Origin of the sequence: Listeria immobilis, assembly GCF_014322765.1 — a bacterium.
GTDB lineage: Bacteria > Bacillota > Bacilli > Lactobacillales > Listeriaceae > Listeria > Listeria immobilis.
Genome location: NZ_JAASTZ010000007.1, coordinates 54,426 through 77,528, shown reverse-complemented (window position 1 = coordinate 77,528; position 23,103 = coordinate 54,426). Strand labels below are relative to the sequence as shown.

The window sequence follows — 23,103 nt, the reverse complement described above, 5'->3', positions numbered from 1 at the left end:
TCCACTCTATAAAAAGTCTAACTTTTTGGCGTCACTACAATGATGAATTTCATTAACAGTTCTTTTTTTGTGCATTTCTATCCATACCGTTAACATTTTAGACATATTTTTGTTTAGAAAAGTCCGTTTAAAGGAAAGGATAATAGGTGAAGTATCGTAATATAAATTTTACCTTATATCTTTAAAAGGAGGGAACAGCTTCATGATAAAACTTGGAATAAAAATCAGTCTATGCACTCTTTTAATATTGCCACTTAGCATTGCCCCAATGTCTAACAATGTTTCTGCAGAAGAAAATAGCAATGTCCAAGCGGCCCAAGATATCGTAAACATACCTGACCCCGCATTCAAAAGCTATTTAAATAGCATTCTTGGTCAACCTGCTACTAGTGATATTACAGAAGCGCAGATGGACACGATTACCGAGATTTCTATTAATGGAGGTACTGTGGCAGATATAACCGGCATAGATTATGCACATAATTTAACTTCTGTCCAACTAATTAACACACAAGTTACCGATTTTTCTTTACTAGCTTCATTATCAAAATTAACAAATATTAGTTTAGCTGGTAGTAATATTACCTCCAACTCCATCCCAGATCTTAATGGTTTACAAGAGCTAACAAACTTAACTATTAGTCCTGCAAATCTCACCAATGATGCTTTAACTAAAATCAATAAAATCCCCAACTTAACTTACTTAAATTTAGATAGTAACTATTCTTTGACCGATATTATGCCACTTAAATCATTACCTAATCTAGTTACTTTATTTGTACAATTTTGTGGAATTCATGATTATCGTGGAATTGAAGACTTTCCCAAGTTAAACAATTTATATGCTTATGGACAGAATGTTGGGCGGTCGGTCTTAATAAACAGTTCTATTAAGAGTTCCGCATTAAATTATGATGAAGCAAACCAAACTATTTTTGTTCCCTTTACGTTAATGACAGACCGCACCGTGAATTTCAACGGTGATCTTATTCCATTTTCAACTTCTACAAGTAGCTCTAGCACTTATTTCACATTAAATGAACAACAAATTGCTGGCAGTCGGTTAAGTATTGATGATACTGGTATCACAGTTAGCGGGATTACAAAAGATGATTTTGATGCCATTACTAAGATGGAATACAATGCGTTTTATAATAACCCAGCTGGAAGTTACGCAGCTCCTCCAAATATTACTTCCTATACGATTTCAGGTGGGACATACGACCATTACTTTGATATTGATCATTCCTTGACGATTACAAATGATGATACAATAAGTTATATAGAAGGAGATTCTATTACAGAAGCACAGTTCTTAGCTGATATTCAAGCCGAAACAGATGATGGAACCCCAGTGACAAGTGATTTTAATAGTGTGGTAGATTTAAATACTCCAGGGGTTTATACCGTGACACTTAATGCCGAAAATGCTGCAGGTCTAAAAGCAACACCTAAAACAGTCACAGTCACTATTTTAGCTAAACCAGTAATTACGGCGGATAAAACAATCACTTATACAACTGACGATTCCAAAACTCCCGAACAATTTTTAAAGGATATTTCAGCTACTACCAATGATGGAAGTCCCGTCACAAGTGATTTTGATAGTGTGGTTAACTTAAATAAAGCCGGCACGTACGAGGTGACCTTGCGTGCGGTAAGTGCAGATGGCGTAGAGGCAGATCCTGTAAAAGTTGTCGTAACAGTTGAGAATGGGGAAAAACCACCTGTCCCACCGACTCCTCCAACACCTCCTGGACCAGACCCAGCACCTCCTGGACCAGACCCAGCACCTGCACCTGCACCTGATCCAAGTCCAAATCCAAACGGTGATATTGATTCTTCTACTAACAACAAAAACACATCACCTAATCATCAAAAAAGCACCAAGCAAGCTTCCTTACCTGCTACAGGTGATGCTGATCAAGACACCATGATTTTAATTGGTATCGTTTTAGCCGGTGTAGCTGTTCTCTCTTTCAGAAAAAGAAAACAATATTAAACTAAAAAGCTGCGACTCTAGCTAAAATCGCAGCTTTTTTGCATTCATTATTTACTAACTTCTCCGCGCCATGCTCCCATGCCCCCCATTACATTTGTTACCTCAAAACCTTCAGTGGCTAAAAACTGACTAGCACGTTCTGACCGTCCACCTGCATAGCAAATGATTGTATAAGCTTGTTTGCTGTCTAGTTTTTTTAGTTCCTCTTGTAATTGGTTTATCGGGATATTGATAGCATTTGGAATATGCCCTTCCGCATAATCAGCAGCGTCTCTTACATCTAATATATTTCTTGGATTGACCTTCAATTCTTGTTCCAAGTCGTTTGCTGTAATAGATTGATACATTTTTTCACCTCTTCTATTTATTCTTTCTTAACCATATCGTCTATTCCGCAATCAAACAAACTTTCTGCTCAAAAAGAACCCTGAAGCTGAGTAGGTGAAAAAATTAGTTTCCTTCTATAAAATCACGACGTTTATAACCAATGTAGCCTAATCCAAGTAATACAATTGATATCACAGTAATTGTAATAAATGTTGGTAAGTCAAAGGACTCTCCTGGAAGCTGAGGCAACCAAGATTGAATGGCTGTTTTGGAGAACCAAACCGGGAGATCAAGAATCCCTCCAAAGTAATTCAACATAAATGAGTAGCCTAAATAGAGATAAACCACTTTCCCCAATCTAGGTAGCCATCCTAAGAATAAACCGGCAAGCCCAATGAAAAATAAAATAACTGGGAAGAAATTAAATCCGGCTCCAATAAAATCACCAAAATTCATATCCGAGTTACTCCCCATCGAAGCCAGTGCTGCTCCTCCAAGACTTCCGGAGCTAAAGAATAGAGCAATAATCCCTGCAATAGTTGCTAAAAACACGCTTGTCCAGTAGAACTTAGCACGTGAAACTTTCGTTGAAAAAAGCTGACTAAAACGACCACGGACTTCTTCTGAGAAAAGCCTGTTCATAATCGCAATCGGCAAAATAGCAGATAGCGAAACGAGCACAATCATAATTGTACCTGTAAACGATTCTTCTAATGAGATATTAGAACTGCTAAACATTTGTTTCAATAAATCATTACTTTCTAAAAACGACTGCATATCACCGTAAATCGACCCATATGCTGCTCCCATCACTATAAAGGCAACTAGCCATCCCATCGTGATACCTTTGCTGAGTTTAGTGAGTAATCCATGAACAGATAGTAAGCTACGTCTTGCGTTAGCCCGCCCTTCTCGTTGGGGAATATAACCATCACCCATATCACGTCTACTTTCAAGTACAAATGATAGAACGCTTAGGACGATAACAAAAAGGAGCAAATAGAGAAGTGGCAACCAGTTATTTTCAGTGAATGGATAGGTGAGATATGTCCAACCCATCGGATTAAACATCGATGCATTTACATTCGCTGTATCGGTAGCCGCACGCAAAATGTAAAGTAAACCTAAAATGCCAAGTGAAGCACCAGTTGCTCCAGATGATGCTGGCATGATTTGTGCAAAAAACAAGGCAAGCGCAGCACCTAAAAGTCCAGCTCCTGCAACAGAAAGACCGAATAAAAATGACCCTTCAACAGTAATCGTTTCTGCACCAAAACTTGCCATTATGACGGCTATTGCAACACCAAGCAATAGGTTAATTAAAAAAGTCTCCTTCATCACCGCAAAAGAGTTCGCTTGCCTTCCAACGCTGAATGAACGAACTAATTCAGTCAAACCCAAATCTTCCTCTTTTCGCGTATGACCAACCACATGCAGAATAGAAATAACTGCAGCAAATAATCCACAAAAAAGTAACATTTCATGCGAATACATTGCACCAAGCGTATAATCTGCTGCGCTTGAAACTGGCGTTGGACCAACCATCGCAATCATCGCTGGGTTCTGCATTGTTTCATACATTCCAACTAAGCCGTTTCCTTTTGCAATTTCCTCAAAAGCGGGAACAAAAGCCCCAGAAAACAAGCCAAGTCCACCTATCCAAAAAATAATTTTCTTCCAATCTCGTTTTAAATATTGGACAAATAAAATCGTCCAACATGCAAATTTTTCATTCATATTAATTTCCCTCCTCCGAATCCGCCTAAGCTTCGTAATGTCTTATGAACAGATCTTCAAGTGTTGGCGGAACGGACTCGAATTTCATAACGCCGAGTTTTGAGGCTTCTGCTAAAATAGTATTCATTGCTGTATTATCTGCAGAAAAAGTTGCTTCATCCTCTTTTTGAACAAAATCATGTACGCCATCGATTGTTTTGAGTGCGTTAACATCTTCCTTTGTTTGAACTGTAATGGTTGAACGTGTTAAATGCCGCAATTCCGCAAGCGAACCTGTCTCCACTACTTTTCCTTGTCGGATAATAGCAATTTTATCGGCAAGTCGTTCTACTTCACTTAAAATATGGGAGGATAAAATAATCGCTTTACCAGACTGCTTAATTTTTTCTACCTCATCTTGAAACACAGCTTCCATTAATGGATCAAGACCAGATGTTGGCTCATCAAAAATATACAGGTCAGATTCCACCGAAAGTGCAGCAATCAAGCCTACTTTTTGCCTGTTTCCTTTAGAATAGTTTTTTGCTTTTTTCTTTGGGTCTAATTCAAATTTTTGAATAAGTGCATCGCGGCGACTTTTATCCCCATTTCCGTGTAGTTTCATAAATAAATCAATAATTTCTCCACCAGTAAGGCTACCCCAAAGCGCTACATCTCCAGGAACATAGGAAATTCGCTTATGAATTTCCAGACTGTCTTTCCAAACGTCCTTACCAAAAATCTCTGCGCTTCCTCCATCGCTGTGAATAATTCCAAGTAGCGCACGAATTGTAGTGGATTTCCCTGCGCCATTTGGTCCGATAAACCCAAGAACTTCACCAGGATTTACCGTGAATGATACATCGGATAAAGCTTGGAATTTACCGAACTTTTTTTGAAGCTGTTCGACTTTTACAATTTCTGTCATAATTTCGATACTCCTTTTTTCGGTTTAATGATAAAATAGAATAAATAAACTTTCTTAGGTTTAAAATTACCCGTCTATTCCACTTTATAAACTGTTTTTCGATTTCACATCAATAATATGTTATTTTAAATCCTATGTCAATGAAATTCTAACGGTTTCACACAACTATTTTCTTTATTTTAGTTTATTAAATGAACTAAAGAGGATAACTAATTGAAGTTTTGAACTAAAAATAATAACAAAGTTTAATATATTAATGAAAGGTTGAATGCTAATGAACGGCTTTGAAAAACGTAGTGAAGAAAAACGAAAACAAATTTTAGCCACCACTTTTTCTTTAATGAATTCCAAAAAAGGGACTGACGGATTAACCATTGACGAGGTTGTAAAACAGTCTGGGATAAGTAAAGCAACTATATTTAAGTATTTTGATAAAAAAGAGAATTTGATTCATCAAGTTTTTATGCAATTTATGACAGACATGGCAGATTCAGCAAAAGAAATTATGGCGGAAGAACTACCATTTGAAGAAACTTTGATTGCGATGAGTCAAAATAAAATCCGCTATTTAGAACGGGTTGACCATCAATTTTATTTGGACTTAATGGCCTACTACACAAAGAAAAATGATCAAGAATTCTCTTTGCTTATGGAAGCATATACAAAAGAAAGCTTTCACATCATGCTAGATATATTTCATCGTGGTCGAAAGGAAGGAAAAGTAGACTTAAGATACTCGGATGAATTTTTAATTTTGTTTTTCCAAGCACTTGTTGAAGGAATTTCCAATCCAAAACTCTATGATAAAATTCTCCCTTATACCGCTGAATGGACGGAGGTTCTTGTTAAAGGAATAGCCCCAAATAAGAAATAAAGTATAAAACACCCTTTATAAGGTACCGTTAAAGTACTTCATAAAGGGTGTTTTTTTTGCCATTAAACTGCTTGAGCACCAGTAAATTGACTATTATAAAGATCTGCATAAAATCCATTTTCAGCTAATAAATCTTGGTGAGTTCCTTGTTCAATAACACTACCATGATTCATAACTAGAATTAAATCTGCATCACGAATCGTTGAAAGTCGATGTGCAATTACAAAACTTGTACGACCTTCCATAAGATTTCCCATCGCTAATTGAATATTTAATTCTGTACGAGTATCTACACTTGAAGTAGCTTCATCTAGAATTAAGATGGATGGGTCTGACAAAATTGCCCGTGCAATGGTTAACAGTTGCTTTTGACCTTGGGAAATATTTGATCCTTCTTCATTCAAAATAGTATCGTAACCATCTGGAAGTCTGCGGATAAAGTCATCAGCATAAGCGGCTTTTGCAGCTCCAATCACTTCTTCTTTCGTTGCACCATCTCGTCCATATGCAATGTTTTCAGCAATTGTTCCGTTGAATAACCAAGTATCTTGTAGTACCATACCGAATTTTTCACGAACGGCATCTTTTGTCATGTCTCGTGTATCAATACCTTTCATCCGGATTGAACCACCATCGACATCATAAAAACGCATTAGTAAGTTAATAATAGTGGTTTTCCCTGCCCCAGTTGGCCCAACAATCGCAACCATTTGACCTTCTTCCACATGAATATTCAAGTCAGTCATCAATGGTTTATCCGGTGTATAACCAAATTTCACATGATCGAAAACAATACTATTTTCTTCGCCAGCAACTTGATTAATATTTGCTGGAATTTCATCTTTTTCTTCTTCTTCATCCATCATTTCAAAAACACGTTCCGCAGAAGCAATAGTGGATTGAATGATGTTAGCAATATTGGCCACACTGGAAATCGGTTGGGTAAATAGTTGAACATATTGTGTAAATGATTGAATATCCCCAACTTGCAATGTGCCGTTTGTGACAAAAATACCACCGGCCACACAGACACCAACGTAACCTAAGTTTCCAACAAATTGCATTACTGGCATCATTATCCCAGAAATAAATTGCGCTTTTTTCGCCGCTTTAAAATAATCTTCATTTACTTCATCAAACTTAACTAATGTTTTCTTTTCTTGCCCGAAAGCTTTAATAATCGTTTGACCGCCATATGTTTCTTCGACAGTATCATTTAAAATACCTAAATTACGTTGTTGTGCCCCAAAGTAGCGTTGTGATCTACCAGCTATAATCGCTACTAAAATAATACTGATTGGCACTGTTACAAGTACAATTAGCGTCATTTGCCAACTAATTGTTAACATCATAATCAGGACACCAATCATCTGGACAATTGCTGTAATTGCCTGTGTAAGTGATTGTTGTAGTGTATTGGCGATGTTATCCATGTCATTAACTGAACGACTTAAAATATCACCGTTTGAACGAGTATCATAATATTTCAGTGGAAGACGAGCCATTTTTGCTTTTAAATCTTTACGCATATCATAAACTGTACGCTGTGCCACACTCGACATCACATATTGTTGAATAAAACTGAATAACGAACTTCCAAGATAGAGTACTAAAACAACCATTAGAATGTTAAATATTTTATCGTTGTCAATGCCGTCTTGACTCATTACACCTTTAAAAATTTCCGTCGTTGCTTTCCCAAGTTCTTTTGGGCTGAAAATATTAAATATCGTAGACAAAATTGCAAAGATAAATACAACGATTATTGCGACCGAACGAGGTTTCATATAACCAAGCAATCGGAACAATGTTTGTTTAAAATTTTTCGGTTTGGCGTTGGTTTGCATTCTCGCACCGCCTGGACCCGGGCCTTGTTTTGCTGCACTCATGCGATTTCCTCCTCTGACAGCTGTGACCTCATGATTTCTTGATAAATCTGATTGTTCTCTTTTAATTCTTCATGTGTGCCAATTCCTGCAACTTTACCTTCATTTAGCACAATAATTTGGTCAGAATTTACGACAGAGGTAATTCGTTGTGCAACAATAAGTGTAACAGCTTCGGTGGTTTCTTTCTTAAGCGCCTCCCGAAGTTTAGCATCTGTTTTAAAATCAAGTGCTGAGAAACTATCATCAAATATATAAATCTCTGGTTTTCTAATTAAAGAACGAGCGATTGAGAGCCGTTGTTTTTGTCCACCAGAAAAGTTATTACCGCCTTGTTCTACGCGACTATCAAGCCCATTTGACTGTTTAGAAACAAAATTTTCTGCTTGAGCTGTTCGAAGTGCTTCCCAGATTTCTTCATCTGTCGCATCTTCTTTTCCGTAGCGCATATTAGAAGCAATTGTTCCCGTAAATAACACAGCTTTTTGCGGCACAAGACCAATTTTTTGGCGCAAATTAGATTGCTCCATTTCGCGTACATCAATACCATTTATTTTAACAACACCACTTTCAACATCATAAAAACGCGGTATCATGTTGATTAAAGTAGACTTACCGGCACCAGTACTTCCGATAATAGCCACTGTCTCTCCTGCTTTTGCTTCAAAGCTAATGTTTTCAATAACCGGTTTTTCAGCACCTTCATAACGGAAAGTAACGTTATCAAAAGAAAGTTTTGCTGGGGGTGTGGTTGTTTTTGGATTAGCTGGGTTAAGTATTTCCGCTTCCATATCTAGCACTTCATTAATACGTTCTGCCGAAGCTCCAGCACGTGGAATCATGATAAATACTGCTGATAACATCATAAAGGACATCATAATTTGCATTGCGTATTGAATAAATGCCATTAAGTCCCCTACTTCCATATCACCATTTCCAATAAACATAGAACCAATCCAAACAATGGCAATGGATGTTAAGTTCATTAGTAACATCATTAATGGACTCATAAGAGAAAGCAATCGGTTAACCTTAATTGCCGTTTTTGCATAATCGGCATTGGCATCTTCAAATTTTTCTAACTCATCTTCATTACGGTTAAATGAGCGTACAACCCGAATTCCCGTCAACCCTTCACGAATAACACGGTTTAATTTATCCATTTTCTTTTGAAGGGATTTAAACATTGGCATGGCTTTACTTCCAAGAGCCACAACTAAAATAAGTAATAAAGGAAGAACTACAACAAAAATGAGCGATAATTTGGCATCACGTCCCACCGCCATAATAATTCCACCAAGCAACATAATTGGTGCCATCACCATTAATCGCATCATCATATATAGTACGTTTTGAATTTGAACAACATCATTGGTTGTTCTAGTAATTAGTGAGGAAGTTCCTACTTTATCAAACTCTTGTAAGGAGAAATCCTCTACTTTAGCAAAAATTTTATCTCGCAAATCTTTCCCAAATCCCATAGAAATTTTTGATGCAAGATAAACAACTATAACTGACAAAATAACAGACGCAAAGGATATGAGTAACATCCGCATTCCAGTACTCCAAATATAAGCGGTATCTCCTTCTACGACCCCTTTGTCAATAATATTGGACATCAGTGTTGGTAAATAAAGCTGACCAAGAACTTGCCCGAAAGTAAGGACTAATACGACTGTAATACTCAGCCAATAGGGTTTTAATCTTTTCATTAATTTCATCATTTGCGGTTTACGCCTCCTTATTTTCGGATTTTGTGTTTAAGTAATTTGTTAGTTTTTCTAGTAGGGTTATTAACTTTTTCATGTCGTCTTCTCCTAAAAATTCTTGCATATCTTCAAAACTAGTTTGGAACGCATCCAACATTTTTTTTGATACACCTGCGCCATGTTCTGTAAGTTCTACATACATTGAACGCTTGTCATCTGGATTTTGTACACGTTTTATGAGTCCCTTTCCTTCGAGCGATTGTATCATTTGGGTTACGCTCGGTTTGGAAATTCGAAGCATATGACCAAGATCGGAAACTCGAATTTTAGGTCCTTGGCTTTTAAGTCCACGTGATAAAATAAAAATAAATCTTGTCTCGGATTTACTATATCCTGGGATTTGAAAACTCTTTATTTCGGCATGCTTAAAGTTCATAAAAGCCTTGATAACCGAGTGTCCCAATTCTTGATTTTCGGAAGACATTTCTCCACTTCTTTCTGTTATTTGATTAGTTTACCTAACTAATTATATGATTTATTATTTTTTTGTCAAGCAATATCTTGAAGGATTTTAATATTAATCTATACTTTTAACTTTAATTGTCTTATAATGGCTTTAATTGTGTATAGATAAGAAGGGAGGGGAAAATGTGAGTTCAGTACAAAAGGTCGCCAGTTTAAGCCTTTTTACACTTGCTTGGCCGATATTCTTAGAGCAATTTTTGCGTCTGATGATTAGCTATATTGATGTTTTTATGCTAGGACATTATTCTGATGATGCAGTTGCTGCGACTGGGGTAGCCAATCAAATTCTTGTTATTTCTATTATTATTTATGGATTTATAAGTGTTGGTGTCCAAATAATTGTTGCTCAAATGATAGGTGCTAGAAAACATAAAGAAATTGAAAATGTTATTACAAATGGCTTAGTAGTAGCTTTCTTAATTGGGATTGTTATGAGTATTATTTTCATTTTTATGTCAAAAAGCTTTCTTACCTGGATGGGAATCGCGCCACATTTAGTTGAAGTTGGTGCTCCGTTTTTAGAAATTATTGGTGGGAGTTCCGTTGTTATTGCAATCCATGCATCCATTTTGCCTATTCTTCGGGCGCATGGTTATGTTAGGCAGTCCATTTTAGTGCCGGTAACAATTAGTATTATCAATGTTGTTGGTAATTACTTATTTCTTTATGGACCACTTGCCTATTTAAACTATGGTGTAGCTGGTGTTGGGATCTCTACAGCAGTGGCTAATTTCATTGGTATGGTGCTTGCGATTTTAATGTTAAGAAAATATATCGGCTATACTTTCCATTTCAAGAAATTAGAACAAGTATCGAAAAAATTATTATTTTCGATTTTACGTCTTGGTTTACCATCTGCTGGCGAAAACTTGTCCTATGCTGGTTCTCAGCTTGTTGTAACAGCGATTATTGCCATACTTGGAACAGAAGCACTAACGACAAAAGTCTATGCCTCTACAGTTAGTCAATTTGTCGCCTTGTTTGCCATTGCGCTAGGTCAAGCCTCACAAATCATTATTGGACGAGCAGTTGGAGCAAAAGAAATTGATAAAGCCTACAAACAAGGTCTTCGTAGTTGGAAGATTGGTTTAGTAGTTGCGACGATTATCAGCATTTCCATTTATCTTTTTGCTGAGCCAATTATGCGATTATTTACAACAAATACAGAAATTATTACAATGACAAAAGAGCTATTCTTACTATCCATTTTCCTTGAACTTGGGCGTGCTACTAATATCATTATTATCAGTAGTCTAAATTCTACGGGAGATGTTCGTTTTCCATTCATATGTGGTCTAATTGTAATGTGGATTGTTAGTTTGCCGTTTTCATATGTACTTGGAATTTCAGTTGGGCTTGGACTTGTGGGTGTTTGGCTCGCCTATATTATTGATGAGGGTGTTCGAGCAGTTTTAATGTATAGACGATGGCGAAGTAAAGTTTGGTCATTAAAATCAATTATATAAACAAACGTCTCTTTGATCTTTTCGAAGGGGCGTTTTTTCCTATATGACAAAATTGTCAGCTTCATTTGGAAATCGTCACCTAATTCGATGGTTCTTTTTTATTTCCCCGCTATACTATAGATATAAACCAATGAAAGGTTAGATGTGACATGCTTAATAAAAAAATAATGTATGCTTTATGTTATTTTAGTATTTTTTTTAGTCCTATTATCACTCCTGGTATTCTTCTTTTCTCTATAAAAGGCAAAGAAATGAAACATCATGCTAAATGGGCGCTTCTAACACATACTACCTTTGTTATCGGAATGATTGTTACTTTTCTACTTTATAATTATGTGTCATTTAGCACTAATAGTTCGGATACAGTTCCATTTTTGTCATTAGCTAGTGTATTTTTTATTGTTGTTCTAAATGTTACTATTCTTCTTTTTAACTTGATTCGTGGTATTACTTGTATAGTAAAGCATTCAGAGGATAATTGGGCTAGTTGTTAAGCAAACCACCTAATTTATGCTATAATATAGTGTACTTTGGGAGGTTTTTTTATGCGTTTTATTTTGGCTTACTTATCTATTTTTGTTTTAGGTATTTTTTCTGCACTTTTAATTGAAACTATTCTTTATGAAAACGTCACGCCACAACTCATTTTCTCTGCTATCCTCTTTGCTGCTCCTGTTATTTTAGTCGCCTCTACACTTGGCGAAATATTTTATGGTTTTAGTAACAAGGCTAGCTATTTCACCTTCACTATTTGGGGATTTGCTTATGGGGTTGTCGTTACCGTCATTATTCTTAGCATTATTCAAGTTGCAGGTATGTTTATTTCTGTAGGAATATCTGTGCTTGGTGGATGTATTATGGCTATTTTAGCAATTATTTTCTTTTTCTTACGTGGTGGAAATCGCGCCAGTGGAAAAGCTGCAACCAAATAAAAAAATGTCTATTCCAATTGATTTATTCAACTAGAATAGACATTTTTTTATTCTTCTTCAAAAGCATGATGATTTAAGTTCATTCGAATCGTTTCTAGCGGATATCCATAAAAATCTTCCGTAAATTCCTCCACTATAATGAACCCTTTTGCTAAATAAAAATGAATAGCTGTTTCATTACCTTTTTCCACATTAACAAACATTGGTAATGGCACATGAAACAAAGTCATTCCTACTTCTAAAAGTTCAGTGCCCAGTCCTCGCTGCGTTACTTCTGGCAATAAATAAAATGCTGCGAGCTCACTTTTCCCTTTTTCAAGTTCAATAAAATTTGCGAATCCAATCACGCTGTCTCCTTGCTCTAAAACTGCAAAAGGTGTCGCTGAAATACGATTATGAAGTGTTTCAACATTATAAAATTTGTCTAAAAAACCATCTTGTACTTCACTTGGGATTAATTCTTGATAGGTGTGGTGCCATGAAGTGATTGCTACATGTTGAATGGCTTCAGCATCTGTGTTTGTTGCTTTTCTAATCTGAAAGTCCATCGCCTATTCTCCTTCCACTTGCACAAATTGATAAAACAGTTTAACTGACTTTACCCCTTTTTCATAAAAAAATGCGCTAATAAAGTAATTAGCGCACAGAATTTATTATTTTTCGATTGTAATATCACCAGAACTAGAGTCAATGGTAACTCGATTTTTCGTATTTGAATCACTTGTTGGTTTTTTCACTGAACCAGAACTTGTATTTACTTCATAAATGGCTTTATAGCTAGCAGGTACTTTCAAATCTACTTCACCTGAGCCTGTATTTACTTGAATGTCTTTAGCTCCATTTATGAATGAAGCATCTATATCGCCAGAGCTTGTTTTAACATTTAGATTACTTGTAAGTTGCTCTAACTCAACAGAACCCGAGCTTGATTCCACCTGCATTTTCCCTTTTACATCAAGAGTTGAAATATCTCCAGAGCTTGAAGTTAATGTGGCTAGATCCATAATTTCGCTATTAGAAAGCTCTATTTCGCCAGACTCTATAGCGATTTTTGTGTTTTTTGCTTTCACTCCTGAAACTGTTACGTCTCCTGAATTACCATCTACCGTTAAATCACCAGTTACTTGAGTGATATTTGTTTCACCTGAGTTCGTTTCAACGTTTGTATCACCCTTTATGTCTACTAAATCAATATCCCCAGAGGTTGATGATGCCTTTACGCTAGCTGCTTCAATTTTATTTACTTTTAATTCTCCTGAACTTGTTGAGCTTACAAAATTATTAGCTTTGAAATTAGAAACGGTCATATCGCCAGAATCTGATTTTAGTTGTAAGTCACTTAGTTCTGTATCTTCTGTTAAATAGACAGTGAGTGTTTGTTTTCCATATGCATATATTTTCCCAAAATTAAACCAAACCATTTCTTCTGGCACAGTTAAATCAAAAGAAGTCCCATTAGATGATGTGGCATTTAATTTTTCAATGTCTTCTTTATCTTTTTTGGAATAATTTCCACTAAGCTCTACATAGTTTTTTCCATTAGTGCTTTTTTTCCATTCGATTAATGTATCGCGATTGGAAGAAAAAGTAATTTTACTAATATCAGAATCCGCTAAATCCCAAGTTTTCGTCAATGATTCGCCTTTTTCAATCATTGCTCCAGATTTCATTGTAAACACAACGCCGATTGCACCAATAATAAATAATACTAAACCAGCGAAAAATAATTTGCTTCTCCAATGTTTTTTAGGCATTTTTCCCGCCTCCCTTTACTGCAAATTTATGCCATTGAATAATTCCTATTGTTGCTTTTTTAGTGAATTGAAATAGTGAACTTGTAACAAATAGTAGCATTAATCCAAGTCCGACAAGACCAATTGAAATAAACATTTGATACATTTCAAAATCCATGCCAAATAATAGGCTTATTCCAAGTAGTATTGGTGTAAGGAAAAATGAGCCGACTGTTGCCCATAATGAAATCGAAACAGCCCATAACGAAACTATGATGGGAATAATTAGACAAACATCTAAGAAAAACAAACCTACACCTATTAATAATTGTCTTCCTGTTGATCTATTTTCTGTTTGATTTTTTCTTGGGACATAATAGTAATCGTTCTCTACTTTTTCCTCTTTAATATCGCGCTCATTTAAAATATCTGCTGCAATTTCTTCTGGTGTTCCGAGGTCAAACACAATTTGTTCCTCGCTTTTACCCTCTTCTAGCCCATTTCTGAAGTGCTCTTGATAATCTGAAAGCAACTCCCTACGCTCTTTCGAATCAAGCAATTCTAGACGTTGATTTAATTCATTTAGAAAATCTTGTTTATTCATTTTCCGCTTCCCCCTCAGTTAAAAGCTTGGCAACACTATCAGTAAAATTATTCCATTCTGAGATAAGCTCATTTAAGTAAATCTCACCTTTTACAGTTAGCTGATAATATTTTCTTGATGGTCCTTCATTTGACTCAACTAAATAGGTTGAACAATATTCTTCTTTAACAAGTCTTCTAAGTACAGGATAAATAGCACCTTCTGCTACCTCGATATATTTGGAAACTTGATTTGCTAGCTCATAGCCATAACAATCTTTTTTCTGTATTAAAAATAAACAACATAGCTCTAATACACCTTTTTTAAATTGTGGGTTTACATCCATGCTAGTCCCTCCATTCGGTAGTATTTTCTACTAGTAATAACTGACCACTACTATATATTATTCAGTACTGCTATAGTTTATCATACACTAGTGTTCAATGCAAGGTACTGGTTTAAAAAAGTAGTATTGTTTTTTGTTTAAATAAATGTTAACCTATCTAAGTAATAAGTTTACATTTAAGGAGTGGTTTTATTATGCGAGATCAAAAGTTAAAATTTTTAGTGGTGGATTCGCTTTTTGCGGTGATTATTGCCTTACTTGCCCAAGTTGCCATCCCACTTGGTCCAATACCTCTTACTGGTCAGACATTTGCTGTTGGTTTAGCAGCAACTATACTTGGTGCGAAACATGGTACTATTTCTGTCATAGTTTACATAATTTTGGGTGCTGTTGGTATTCCAGTATTTCAAGGAATGACTGCTGGAATTGGTATTATATTTGGACCAACTGGCGGCTTTATTATTGGCTTTATTTTTAGCGCACTTCTCACTGGCTGGATTCTTCAAAAAACAAAATTCACTGTTTCTTTTGCTATTATAGCTAATATTTTAGGTGCGTTAGTTACGCTTATGTTTGGTGTTTTATGGCTAAAAGTTAGTACTGGACTTGATTGGCCAGCTGCCTTTCTAACTGGAATGGTACCATTTATAATTCCAGGTATTATTAAAGCCGTTTTTGCAGCTATTTTAGGTATTATTATTCGCGATCGTTTACTTAAAGCAAAGCTACTTAAAGCATCATAAGCTCCATTAATACACATTTTACCTTTTCTCCTATATAATGATAATGATTAACACTGAGAAAAGGGGCTCGGTATATGTCATTACTGAATGAGGAAAATAGTTTTTACAACACAGACTTACTTGAAATGTTAAAAGACTCCACTGAAGCAGTTCTTCCATATAAAAGGATTCGCTTTAGACGTAACCAAAGAATTATTTCAGAAGGAGAAGAAAGCACATACTTCTATATTATAGGAGATGGTGTTGTCTCTATGAGTAAAAACACATGTAAAGAAGATAGCATTATTAGCTTCCTTGGAAAAAATGAATCGATTGGAACGCTTACAATGCTTGGTGGCGCAAAATCACCAGTTAACTATACAACTATTAGCGAAGTTAGTGTCTTTCAATTTGAAAGAAAATATGTTCTTAGTAAATTTCTAAGTTCGCCAGATGTTTTTTGGCAGATGAATACATTGATGCAAAATATGCTTCAGCCAATATTAGAACGAGAAGCATATGTTAACTTACCTTCTAGTGAAAAAGTATTAGCGGGATTAATTGCTTGTGGTGAACGTTTTGGCAGAATTGAGTCAGATGGTTCATGCCTTATCCCATATTATTTTACTCAAAAAATATTAGGTAATTATTTAAATTTAGCGCGTGCGTATGTCGCGACGAATTTGCGTAAGTTGGAGGAAGAAGGAATTCTTGCTTTATCGCCTAAGCCTTGGCGAATAAACGATTTTGAAACCCATAAGCAAAAATTAACTAATACATATAAGTCATATTTATAATCTTAATGCGGTTATGAAAGAAGAGCTATATTCTAAAAAATATAGCTCTTCTTTCATATTTTTGTCACACTTCGTCACCTTAACGTAATTTTTTTGTAAAAAAATAGTAATATTCTATTTCACAAACTAAAAAAATGTTATATAATTATTTTGCAACATAAAATAAAAAGAGAATTGGGGATACAGAATGAAGAACATTAAAAGAAAGTTAATTGTTATTTTAGCATTTGGTCTAGTTTTATCAATTAGCACTCCCGCTTTTGCTACAGAAACGGAAACACAAGACGACACAACCACTCAAGTTGCTCCATCATCAGAAACGTCAACTGAAGTTACTCCTGCATCAGAAGTAACAGCGAATGACAACACAGAGGAAGAGCAAAAAACAACAAAAAGCCCGTTAAAAGCATCCGCAAATGCGGTCGTTGCTAAAACAGGACTTTCATTCGAAATTGGTGCAACTCCAACAACAAATGATTTTGTTACTATTAACGATGCTACAAACAATCCAACTTTAACTTTCAAAAATGGGCAACCGGCAACAACTACTGCTGGAAATTACACAGCAGTGATTCTAGTAACATTTGATGATACTACATCCACAGAAATCACTGCTAATTACATAGTAAAAGCAGCAGCAACGCCTCTTGCAACATTAAAAACAAAACCAACTTTTGCTTTAGGGTCCAAACCAACACCAAGTCAGTTCGCAACTCCAGCAACTGGTGTCCAATTAAGTTTTAAATCTGGCGTACCTTCCACAAAGAAAACAGGTACTTTTAAAACTACTATAGTTGCTAGTAAAAACGGTGTAACAGAAGAGCTTATCGCTACTTTCGTCGTGGCTGACCAAGAGGCTCCTAAGGTTGAACTAAACAAGGGTGGAGGAGTAGTAATCAATGGTACTGTAATAACTCCTTCTACATTTGTGACAGCTACAGATAATTCTGGCAAAGTTTCTTTATCTTTTAAACCGGGGCATGAACCCTCCACTTCTAGACTAGGAATGCATTCAACTACTATATTAGCAACAGATCCATCGGGAAACACAACAGAATACCCGCTATATTATCATATCTATAGTGAAAAACCTACTTTCAAAACACCAGTGATTGATATGGAAAGAAGTACTGCTACAACCATCTATGGAACTACAACTCCAAATGTAGGAGTGAATATAGAAGATCTTGATGGAAATAGTATTGGTTGGGGAAGTGCAGATGCAACAGGACATTTTATAGTTGAATTAGATAAGCCACTAGAACCAGGTGATGAATTTATTATATATGCCATAACCGAAGTTGAATATAGTGAAGCTGCTCATTATATTTATGATATAGAATATTTAGAGGTGAATAAACAAAATCAAACACCTACCAAAGAAAAAACAAAATTCAAAGTAGCGAGTAATAAGACTTCTTCTTTAAAAACAGCTATATTACCAAAAACCGGTGATGAGCATTCTCTTCCGCTAGTAGCATTCGGTCTAATCTTGGCTAGTGGCGCAGCAGTTGTATTACGTAAAAAATAATCTAATAAAAAAAACGAACCCAATTCAACAACTGGGTTCGTTTTTTTATTATTTGGTTTTTCCAATAAAGAAGAATGTTGCAATGGCACTGATACCTTGAACGATGAAGAAGATACCAACGATAAGTACGATACCAATTGCCGAAACAACTGGATTGAAAAGTGCAATGAATCCAACAATGATACCAATGATACCAATTGTTAAAATCCAGCCCCAACCTTGTACATTGTTTTGTTTTGCGGTAAACGCACCAATCGTACGCATAATACCAGCAAATAGTACCCACATACCAAACAGTAATACAAGTGTTGCTGCACCTGCAAATTCATTAAATAATAGCAAGAAACCTAATAAAATAGATAAAATACCATCAGCTAGCACCCAACCTGAAACTTTCTGCATTTTCTTATCTGAGAAATAAGAAACTGTGTGAAAAATACCAGAAATAAGTAGCAAGAAGCCAAACATTAATGTTGAGGTTAATAAAGAAATCCCCGGATGGAATAAAAACCAAATTCCTAGTGCGATCATTGCAATCCCTGCTAATAAAACAAGAATTCGTGTAAAAGTTTTCATTTGTCTTTCAACTCCCAATTTTTTGTTCTAATTCGACCCCATTTTTGATGAAATTCAACTAGACTTATCTATAATAGCCTAAAAATAAAAAATTAAACACTTTTCTCGAACAAAATTTAACTTAAATTTATTGATAGACACAAAACTCACACATTATTGGCCGTAAATCAAATAAAATAAACAGATAGTTGACATTTTCATTCATCCAGCGTAATATAAAACTTAATTTAATCGTATTTTCTTATCATGAAAGGTGGAGGGACTGGCCCTTTGAAGCCTTAGCAACCGGAATATTATTTCACGGTGCTAATTCCAGCAGTATGTTCTGAAAGATAAGTCGGAAATCCAAGTTTAGGAAACTTTATCCTCTCTGGCGGCTTATATACTGCTAGGGAGGTTTTTTGATTGGAATTACAAGTAAATACATATTAAAAGAGGAGTGGATTTTATGAGTAATGAGTATCAATTTGAAACAATTCAAGTACACGGAGGACATACACCAGACGGGGATACACATTCAAGAGCCGTTCCTATTTACCAAACAACTTCCTACACTTTTGATAGTCCAGAGCATGCAGCAGCTTTATTTGGTCTTCAAGAATCTGGAAATATTTATACGCGAATTATGAATCCAACTACTGCTGTGTTAGAAGAACGCTTAACTTTACTTGAAGGCGGTATTGGTGCAGTTGCAACAGCTTCTGGAATGGCTGCTATAACCTATTCCATTTTAAATATTGCTGGTTCCGGTGATCATATTGTCGCAGCAGCAACACTTTATGGTGGTACACATACACTGTTTTCTCATACTTTTAAAACATTTGGGATTGAAGTTACCTTTGTAGATCCAAATGAACCAGAAAATTTTGAAAAGGCCATTAAAGAAAATACGAAGGCTGTCTTTGTTGAAACAATTGGCAATCCAGATATTAATATTGTTGATATTGAAAAAGTGGCAAACATTGCGCACACTTCTAATATCCCACTTATTGTTGATAATACTTTCGCAACCGCTTATTTAAATCGTCCGTTTGATTTTGGAGCTGATATTGTCGTTTATTCAGCTACTAAATTCATCGGTGGTCATGGGGTTGCAATTGGTGGAGCCGTAATTGATTCGGGCAAATTTGACTGGGCAAATGGTAAGTTTCCAAAATTAGTTGTTCCAGATGACAGTTATAACGGTTTATCCTACACAAATGATGTTGGAGCAGCAGCTTATATTACCAAACTACGTGTTTCACTTTTACGCGACACAGGTGCAGCACTATCACCTTTTAATGCATTCCTACTTATCCTTGGTTTAGAAACACTCTCCCTGCGATTAGAACGACATGTAAAAAATGCAAAATTAGTTGCAAACTTCTTAAATGACCATCCAAAAGTTGCGTGGGTTAACTACCCTAACCTAAAAGAAAATAAATATTTTGATTTAGCGCAAAAATACTTACCAAAAGGTCCTGGATCTATTTTCACTTTTGGCGTTAAAGGTGGTTATGAAGCTGGGAAAAAAGTGATTGAGTCGGTGGAACTATTCTCCCATTTAGCAAACGTTGGAGATGCAAAATCGCTTATTATTCATCCAGCCTCCACGACTCATCAACAGTTAAGCGAAGATCAACAACTTACTGCTGGGGTAAAACCGGAATCAATACGTCTATCTATTGGAATTGAGAATGCAGATGATATTATTCAAGATTTAACACATGCACTAGAGCAAATTTAAGGGGATGTGAAGAGAAGTGAGCCTACAACAAAAAGAACTATTTCAAAAAAGTCCTCTTCTACTTGAAAACGGAGAAACCTTAAGTCCTGTTTTAGTTGGCTATGAAACTTACGGAACATTAGCAAAATCTCGGGATAATTGTATTTTATTAGAACATGCTCTCACTGGAACAGCACATGCAGCCAAGCACTATGAAGATGATGCGCCTGGTTGGTGGGATGATTATATTGGACCTGGAAAAACCATTGATACTAATAAATATTTCTTGGTTTGTACGAATGTGTTTGGGGGATGTAGTGGTACAACTGGACCATCTTCCATTAATCCAAAAACTGGCGACCCTTTCCGCCTGCAATTTCCTGGTTTTTCAATTAAAGATATTATTAAAGTTCAACGTGAGCTTTTAGAGCAATTAGGTGTTGAAAGGATTGTTTCGGTTATTGGTGGATCTATGGGAGGGATGCAAGCTACAGAATGGGCAATTGATTATGCGGATATTACTGATAGTATTATTAATATCGCATCCCCTCTTGCTGCTGGGCCTGATGCGATTGGCTATAATTTAATCATGCGGATGGCAATTTTAAATGATCCTGATTTTAATGGAGGAAATTATATCGGTCAACCTGAAGGCGGCCTTGCTACAGCTAGAATGATAGGCATGATGACTTACCGAACGAGCGAATTATTTTCAAAACGTTTCGAACGATTCACAGTTGCCGAAAGTTCACCAGCTGCCTTTTCCAAAGAACATTTTCAAATTGAATCTTATTTGCAATATCAAGGTGATACTTTTGTAGAACGGTTTGATGCAAATAGTTACTTATATTTAACGAAAGCGATTGATTTATTCGATGTTACTGCTCCGGATAAGGATGACCTCCCAGCGTTTTCAAAAATAAAAATTCCGTATTTGCTAATTGGCATTACAACGGATCAACTTTTTCGAATCCATGATTTACGCCGTGGATATGAGCTATTAAAACAATGGAGCGTTCCAGTTACTTATCATGAAGTTGCTTCTGAATATGGTCATGACGCATTTTTAGTGGAAAAAGAATTACCTAAGTTCGAACCATTAATTCGGTCATTTTTAGCAAATTTACCAGTAAAAACACCTAAAAAAGCTAGCTCAGAAGTTTGAGCTAGCTTTTTTTATTAATCTTTATAAATTGATTTTGTACGGTTAAGCCAAGCATATCCTAAACCGATTACAAGGCCTCCTCCTACAAAGTTCCCTAACAGCGCAAGTACGAGGTTGACTGAAACATTTCCTACTGTCATTGCAGCAAGTGTTCCGCCAGAAGCAAAAAACGCTAAAGAGAAAGAAGAGAAGTTGGCAATAACGTGCTCAAATCCTAAGAATGCAAAGATGAAAATAATGAAAATCATCGCAATTACTTTTCCAGCATCATCTTTCATTCGCAGTGTACAAAGCACGGCGGTATTTACAACTATATTGGCAAAAATACCTTCGACAAAAATCTCGAGTGGCGCTTTTTCAAGCTTACCAGTTACTGCGGTAAACAAAAAGTGGTCTGCTGGTAAATTTTGGAATGCGGACGTTAAGGATACTAAATACCCTGCCAAAATCCCGCCAAGTAAATTACAAATAATACATAAGAACAAAATTTGCAATGCTTTTCCAGGCTTGATTATTTTTTGATATACACCTGTTGTCATATACATCATATTAGACGTTCCAAGTTCCGCATTCATATAGATAATCATTACGAGTGACCAACTAAACATAAATGCATAAACAATTTTTCCAAGACCTGGTGCAAAATGATCCACTTTATCACCAATCATTACAGCAACAGCGGTCCCTAGTGTTAAGAATAAACATGCTAGCATAGCGCGCACAATATAACGAAGAATACTATTATTTACTAAATCAATTTTTTTGCGCGTACTATAGTCAATTTTCTGCATTAATGGACTGCTTTCTACATCCAAATTACTTCAACTCCAAATAAAGAATTATTCTTGTGAAAATCACAACTTGTTCATTGTAGCACGTTTTTAATTTTATGAAAATAGCTTTCATAAAATAAAGCGTTACCATCAAAAGAAAAATGATTTCTGGACATATTTAAGTAATTATCTTGTTTATAGTTCCCGAATTTTACTATATTAAAACAAAAAGAGAATAGATTGCTCTATCCTCTTTCGTATCGCTTATTTGCTAAACCAATGTTTTTTAGCAGAATCTTTTGCTTTTCCTTCAGTTGATTGAGCTTCCTTGATTTCTTGTGCTACAATAGCTTCGTCCATACGTTGGATACGGCCGTGTAATTCATCCATTGCTACATCATTTACGTTTCCTAGTTCTTGTTCAGTCGCAATTAAGATAACGCCTGTTGAACCTTCTGGGATTGTTTTTAATGTTCTTTCAAATATTGTCATCGCGTTTTTCACTTCGCCGGCATCTTTTGTAGTACCAACGATTGCACCAATCATCCAACCGATTAAAATACCAAACGGACCACCTAGAATACCGATTAACATCCCAATAAGGCTATCTTTCATATTTTTGTCAGCACCAGTAAAGTCAAGAAAATCTTGTGCTTCAAGTTTATTCCCAGGTTCATGTTTTACGACCGCCATTTGGTAGCCAATGATTTTACGTTCCTGGTGTAATCTTTTCATTTCAGAAAATGCTTGATAAGAAATACTTTCCTCATCGAAGTTCATAATTAACACGGTCTTTTCTTTTTTCAT

23 protein-coding genes and 1 riboswitch are annotated in these 23,103 nt (G+C 35.8%); of the genes, 10 read left to right on the top strand and 13 right to left on the bottom strand.

Going from position 1 to position 23,103, the window contains the following annotated elements; translation table 11 throughout:
• The first annotated feature begins 202 nt into the window (after positions 1–202).
• Positions 203–2,002, top strand: coding sequence for a LapB repeat-containing protein (locus HCJ50_RS06840; RefSeq protein WP_185344716.1), 1,800 nt, complete (start codon positions 203–205; stop codon positions 2,000–2,002).
• Positions 2,003–2,049: 47 nt separating this feature from the next.
• Here the strand turns inward: HCJ50_RS06840 and HCJ50_RS06835 are convergent, their stop codons facing one another.
• From HCJ50_RS06835 to HCJ50_RS06825, 3 genes are all read right to left on the bottom strand, one after another.
• Positions 2,050–2,349 (bottom strand): rhodanese-like domain-containing protein, encoded by a 300-nt coding sequence (locus HCJ50_RS06835; RefSeq protein ID WP_003718747.1) that lies wholly within the window; start codon positions 2,347–2,349, stop codon positions 2,050–2,052.
• Positions 2,350–2,452: 103 nt separating this feature from the next.
• Complete coding sequence (locus tag HCJ50_RS06830; protein ID WP_185344714.1) at positions 2,453–4,066, bottom strand: ABC transporter permease; 1,614 nt, start codon at positions 4,064–4,066, stop codon at positions 2,453–2,455.
• Positions 4,067–4,091: 25 nt separating this feature from the next.
• Entirely contained in the window at positions 4,092–4,973 is an 882-nt protein-coding gene (locus HCJ50_RS06825) for an ABC transporter ATP-binding protein (protein WP_185344712.1), read from the bottom strand.
• 274 nt (positions 4,974–5,247) lie between these two features.
• On the opposite strand from HCJ50_RS06825, the gene HCJ50_RS06820 reads away from it, so the two are divergent.
• Positions 5,248–5,847, top strand: coding sequence for a TetR/AcrR family transcriptional regulator (locus HCJ50_RS06820; RefSeq protein ID WP_185344710.1), 600 nt, complete (start codon positions 5,248–5,250; stop codon positions 5,845–5,847).
• A gap of 62 nt (positions 5,848–5,909) precedes the next feature.
• On the opposite strand, the gene HCJ50_RS06815 is transcribed toward HCJ50_RS06820, so the two are convergent.
• Genes HCJ50_RS06815 through HCJ50_RS06805 form a run of 3 tightly spaced genes read right to left on the bottom strand, consistent with a single transcriptional unit; the run spans position 5,910 to position 9,926 of the window.
• Entirely contained in the window at positions 5,910–7,736 is a 1,827-nt protein-coding gene (locus tag HCJ50_RS06815) for an ABC transporter ATP-binding protein (RefSeq protein WP_185344707.1), read from the bottom strand.
• Positions 7,733–9,457 carry an ABC transporter ATP-binding protein gene (locus HCJ50_RS06810; protein ID WP_185344705.1) on the bottom strand — a complete coding sequence of 575 codons (1,725 nt, stop codon included), beginning with the start codon at positions 9,455–9,457 and terminating at the stop codon, positions 7,733–7,735. Before HCJ50_RS06810 ends, HCJ50_RS06815 begins: the two co-directional genes overlap by 4 nt.
• Before the next feature lie 7 nt (positions 9,458–9,464).
• On the bottom strand, positions 9,465–9,926 hold the full coding sequence (locus tag HCJ50_RS06805) for a MarR family winged helix-turn-helix transcriptional regulator (RefSeq protein WP_185344704.1): 462 nt from the start codon (positions 9,924–9,926) through the stop codon (positions 9,465–9,467).
• Positions 9,927–10,092: 166 nt separating this feature from the next.
• Here HCJ50_RS06805 and HCJ50_RS06800 point away from each other — a divergent pair, with 166 nt between their 5' ends.
• The 3 genes from HCJ50_RS06800 (at position 10,093) to HCJ50_RS06790 (ending at position 12,365) form a co-directional block, all read left to right on the top strand.
• Entirely contained in the window at positions 10,093–11,433 is a 1,341-nt protein-coding gene (locus tag HCJ50_RS06800; protein WP_185344702.1) for an MATE family efflux transporter, read from the top strand.
• Between the two features lie 149 nt (positions 11,434–11,582).
• Positions 11,583–11,927, top strand: coding sequence for a hypothetical protein (locus HCJ50_RS06795; protein ID WP_185344700.1), 345 nt, complete (start codon positions 11,583–11,585; stop codon positions 11,925–11,927).
• Positions 11,928–11,978: 51 nt separating this feature from the next.
• The gene (locus tag HCJ50_RS06790; RefSeq protein ID WP_185344698.1) at positions 11,979–12,365 is read left to right on the top strand and encodes a hypothetical protein; all 387 of its coding nucleotides are present in this window, start codon (positions 11,979–11,981) and stop codon (positions 12,363–12,365) included.
• Between the two features lie 47 nt (positions 12,366–12,412).
• Here HCJ50_RS06790 and HCJ50_RS06785 read toward each other — a convergent pair whose 3' ends face one another.
• From HCJ50_RS06785 to HCJ50_RS06770, 4 genes are all read right to left on the bottom strand, one after another.
• On the bottom strand, positions 12,413–12,913 hold the full coding sequence (locus HCJ50_RS06785) for a GNAT family N-acetyltransferase (protein WP_185344696.1): 501 nt from the start codon (positions 12,911–12,913) through the stop codon (positions 12,413–12,415).
• A 105-nt stretch (positions 12,914–13,018) separates the two neighbouring features.
• The gene (locus HCJ50_RS06780) at positions 13,019–14,119 is read right to left on the bottom strand and encodes a DUF4097 family beta strand repeat-containing protein (protein ID WP_185344694.1); all 1,101 of its coding nucleotides are present in this window, start codon (positions 14,117–14,119) and stop codon (positions 13,019–13,021) included.
• A complete protein-coding gene (locus HCJ50_RS06775; RefSeq protein ID WP_185344692.1) occupies positions 14,112–14,702 on the bottom strand; it encodes an HAAS signaling domain-containing protein in 591 nt (196 codons plus the stop codon). The genes HCJ50_RS06780 and HCJ50_RS06775 overlap by 8 nt, the downstream gene beginning before the upstream one ends.
• On the bottom strand, positions 14,695–15,027 hold the full coding sequence (locus HCJ50_RS06770; protein WP_185344690.1) for a PadR family transcriptional regulator: 333 nt from the start codon (positions 15,025–15,027) through the stop codon (positions 14,695–14,697). Before HCJ50_RS06770 ends, HCJ50_RS06775 begins: the two co-directional genes overlap by 8 nt.
• A 194-nt stretch (positions 15,028–15,221) precedes the next feature.
• Between HCJ50_RS06770 and HCJ50_RS06765 the strand changes: the two genes are divergently transcribed.
• From HCJ50_RS06765 to HCJ50_RS06755, 3 genes are all read left to right on the top strand, one after another.
• A complete protein-coding gene (locus tag HCJ50_RS06765) occupies positions 15,222–15,770 on the top strand; it encodes a biotin transporter BioY (protein WP_185344688.1) in 549 nt (182 codons plus the stop codon).
• A gap of 74 nt (positions 15,771–15,844) precedes the next feature.
• Positions 15,845–16,546, top strand: a complete 702-nt coding sequence (locus HCJ50_RS06760; RefSeq protein ID WP_185344686.1) for a Crp/Fnr family transcriptional regulator — start codon at positions 15,845–15,847, stop codon at positions 16,544–16,546.
• A 187-nt stretch (positions 16,547–16,733) separates the two neighbouring features.
• Positions 16,734–18,077 (top strand): LPXTG cell wall anchor domain-containing protein, encoded by a 1,344-nt coding sequence (locus HCJ50_RS06755; protein WP_185344684.1) that lies wholly within the window; start codon positions 16,734–16,736, stop codon positions 18,075–18,077.
• A 48-nt stretch (positions 18,078–18,125) separates the two neighbouring features.
• Here the strand turns inward: HCJ50_RS06755 and HCJ50_RS06750 are convergent, their stop codons facing one another.
• Complete coding sequence (locus HCJ50_RS06750) at positions 18,126–18,653, bottom strand: HdeD family acid-resistance protein (RefSeq protein ID WP_185344682.1); 528 nt, start codon at positions 18,651–18,653, stop codon at positions 18,126–18,128.
• Between the two features lie 238 nt (positions 18,654–18,891).
• A riboswitch (SAM riboswitch) is annotated at positions 18,892–18,992 on the top strand.
• Between the two features lie 109 nt (positions 18,993–19,101).
• Here HCJ50_RS06750 and HCJ50_RS06745 point away from each other — a divergent pair.
• Positions 19,102–20,379 carry an O-acetylhomoserine aminocarboxypropyltransferase/cysteine synthase family protein gene (locus HCJ50_RS06745; RefSeq protein WP_185344680.1) on the top strand — a complete coding sequence of 426 codons (1,278 nt, stop codon included), beginning with the start codon at positions 19,102–19,104 and terminating at the stop codon, positions 20,377–20,379.
• Between the two features lie 16 nt (positions 20,380–20,395).
• Positions 20,396–21,523 carry a homoserine O-acetyltransferase MetX gene (metX, locus tag HCJ50_RS06740; protein WP_185344678.1) on the top strand — a complete coding sequence of 376 codons (1,128 nt, stop codon included), beginning with the start codon at positions 20,396–20,398 and terminating at the stop codon, positions 21,521–21,523.
• Positions 21,524–21,537: 14 nt separating this feature from the next.
• Here metX and HCJ50_RS06735 read toward each other — a convergent pair whose 3' ends face one another.
• On the bottom strand, positions 21,538–22,338 hold the full coding sequence (locus HCJ50_RS06735; RefSeq protein WP_003718723.1) for a formate/nitrite transporter family protein: 801 nt from the start codon (positions 22,336–22,338) through the stop codon (positions 21,538–21,540).
• A 222-nt stretch (positions 22,339–22,560) separates the two neighbouring features.
• Entirely contained in the window at positions 22,561–23,103 is a 543-nt protein-coding gene (locus HCJ50_RS06730) for a DUF456 domain-containing protein (RefSeq protein ID WP_185344676.1), read from the bottom strand.

Excerpts from the sequence above, each read along its gene's own strand:
- HCJ50_RS06745 (WP_185344680.1), top strand. The coding sequence starts at position 19,102 with ATGAGTAATGAGTATCAATTTGAAACAATTCAAGTACACGGAGGACAT.
- HCJ50_RS06770 (WP_185344690.1), bottom strand. The coding sequence starts at position 15,027 with ATGGATGTAAACCCACAATTTAAAAAAGGTGTATTAGAGCTATGTTGT.
- HCJ50_RS06760 (WP_185344686.1), top strand. The coding sequence starts at position 15,845 with ATGTCATTACTGAATGAGGAAAATAGTTTTTACAACACAGACTTACTT.
- HCJ50_RS06790 (WP_185344698.1), top strand. The coding sequence starts at position 11,979 with ATGCGTTTTATTTTGGCTTACTTATCTATTTTTGTTTTAGGTATTTTT.
- HCJ50_RS06730 (WP_185344676.1), bottom strand. The coding sequence starts at position 23,103 with ATGAAAAAAGAAAAGACCGTGTTAATTATGAACTTCGATGAGGAAAGT.
- HCJ50_RS06750 (WP_185344682.1), bottom strand. The coding sequence starts at position 18,653 with ATGAAAACTTTTACACGAATTCTTGTTTTATTAGCAGGGATTGCAATG.
- HCJ50_RS06780 (WP_185344694.1), bottom strand. The coding sequence starts at position 14,119 with ATGCCTAAAAAACATTGGAGAAGCAAATTATTTTTCGCTGGTTTAGTA.
- HCJ50_RS06755 (WP_185344684.1), top strand. The coding sequence starts at position 16,734 with ATGAAGAACATTAAAAGAAAGTTAATTGTTATTTTAGCATTTGGTCTA.
- HCJ50_RS06785 (WP_185344696.1), bottom strand. The coding sequence starts at position 12,913 with ATGGACTTTCAGATTAGAAAAGCAACAAACACAGATGCTGAAGCCATT.
- HCJ50_RS06810 (WP_185344705.1), bottom strand. The coding sequence starts at position 9,457 with ATGATGAAATTAATGAAAAGATTAAAACCCTATTGGCTGAGTATTACA.
- HCJ50_RS06840 (WP_185344716.1), top strand. The coding sequence starts at position 203 with ATGATAAAACTTGGAATAAAAATCAGTCTATGCACTCTTTTAATATTG.
- HCJ50_RS06815 (WP_185344707.1), bottom strand. The coding sequence starts at position 7,736 with ATGAGTGCAGCAAAACAAGGCCCGGGTCCAGGCGGTGCGAGAATGCAA.
- HCJ50_RS06825 (WP_185344712.1), bottom strand. The coding sequence starts at position 4,973 with ATGACAGAAATTGTAAAAGTCGAACAGCTTCAAAAAAAGTTCGGTAAA.
- HCJ50_RS06805 (WP_185344704.1), bottom strand. The coding sequence starts at position 9,926 with ATGTCTTCCGAAAATCAAGAATTGGGACACTCGGTTATCAAGGCTTTT.
- HCJ50_RS06820 (WP_185344710.1), top strand. The coding sequence starts at position 5,248 with ATGAACGGCTTTGAAAAACGTAGTGAAGAAAAACGAAAACAAATTTTA.
- HCJ50_RS06765 (WP_185344688.1), top strand. The coding sequence starts at position 15,222 with ATGCGAGATCAAAAGTTAAAATTTTTAGTGGTGGATTCGCTTTTTGCG.
- HCJ50_RS06775 (WP_185344692.1), bottom strand. The coding sequence starts at position 14,702 with ATGAATAAACAAGATTTTCTAAATGAATTAAATCAACGTCTAGAATTG.
- HCJ50_RS06835 (WP_003718747.1), bottom strand. The coding sequence starts at position 2,349 with ATGTATCAATCTATTACAGCAAACGACTTGGAACAAGAATTGAAGGTC.
- HCJ50_RS06830 (WP_185344714.1), bottom strand. The coding sequence starts at position 4,066 with ATGAATGAAAAATTTGCATGTTGGACGATTTTATTTGTCCAATATTTA.
- HCJ50_RS06795 (WP_185344700.1), top strand. The coding sequence starts at position 11,583 with ATGCTTAATAAAAAAATAATGTATGCTTTATGTTATTTTAGTATTTTT.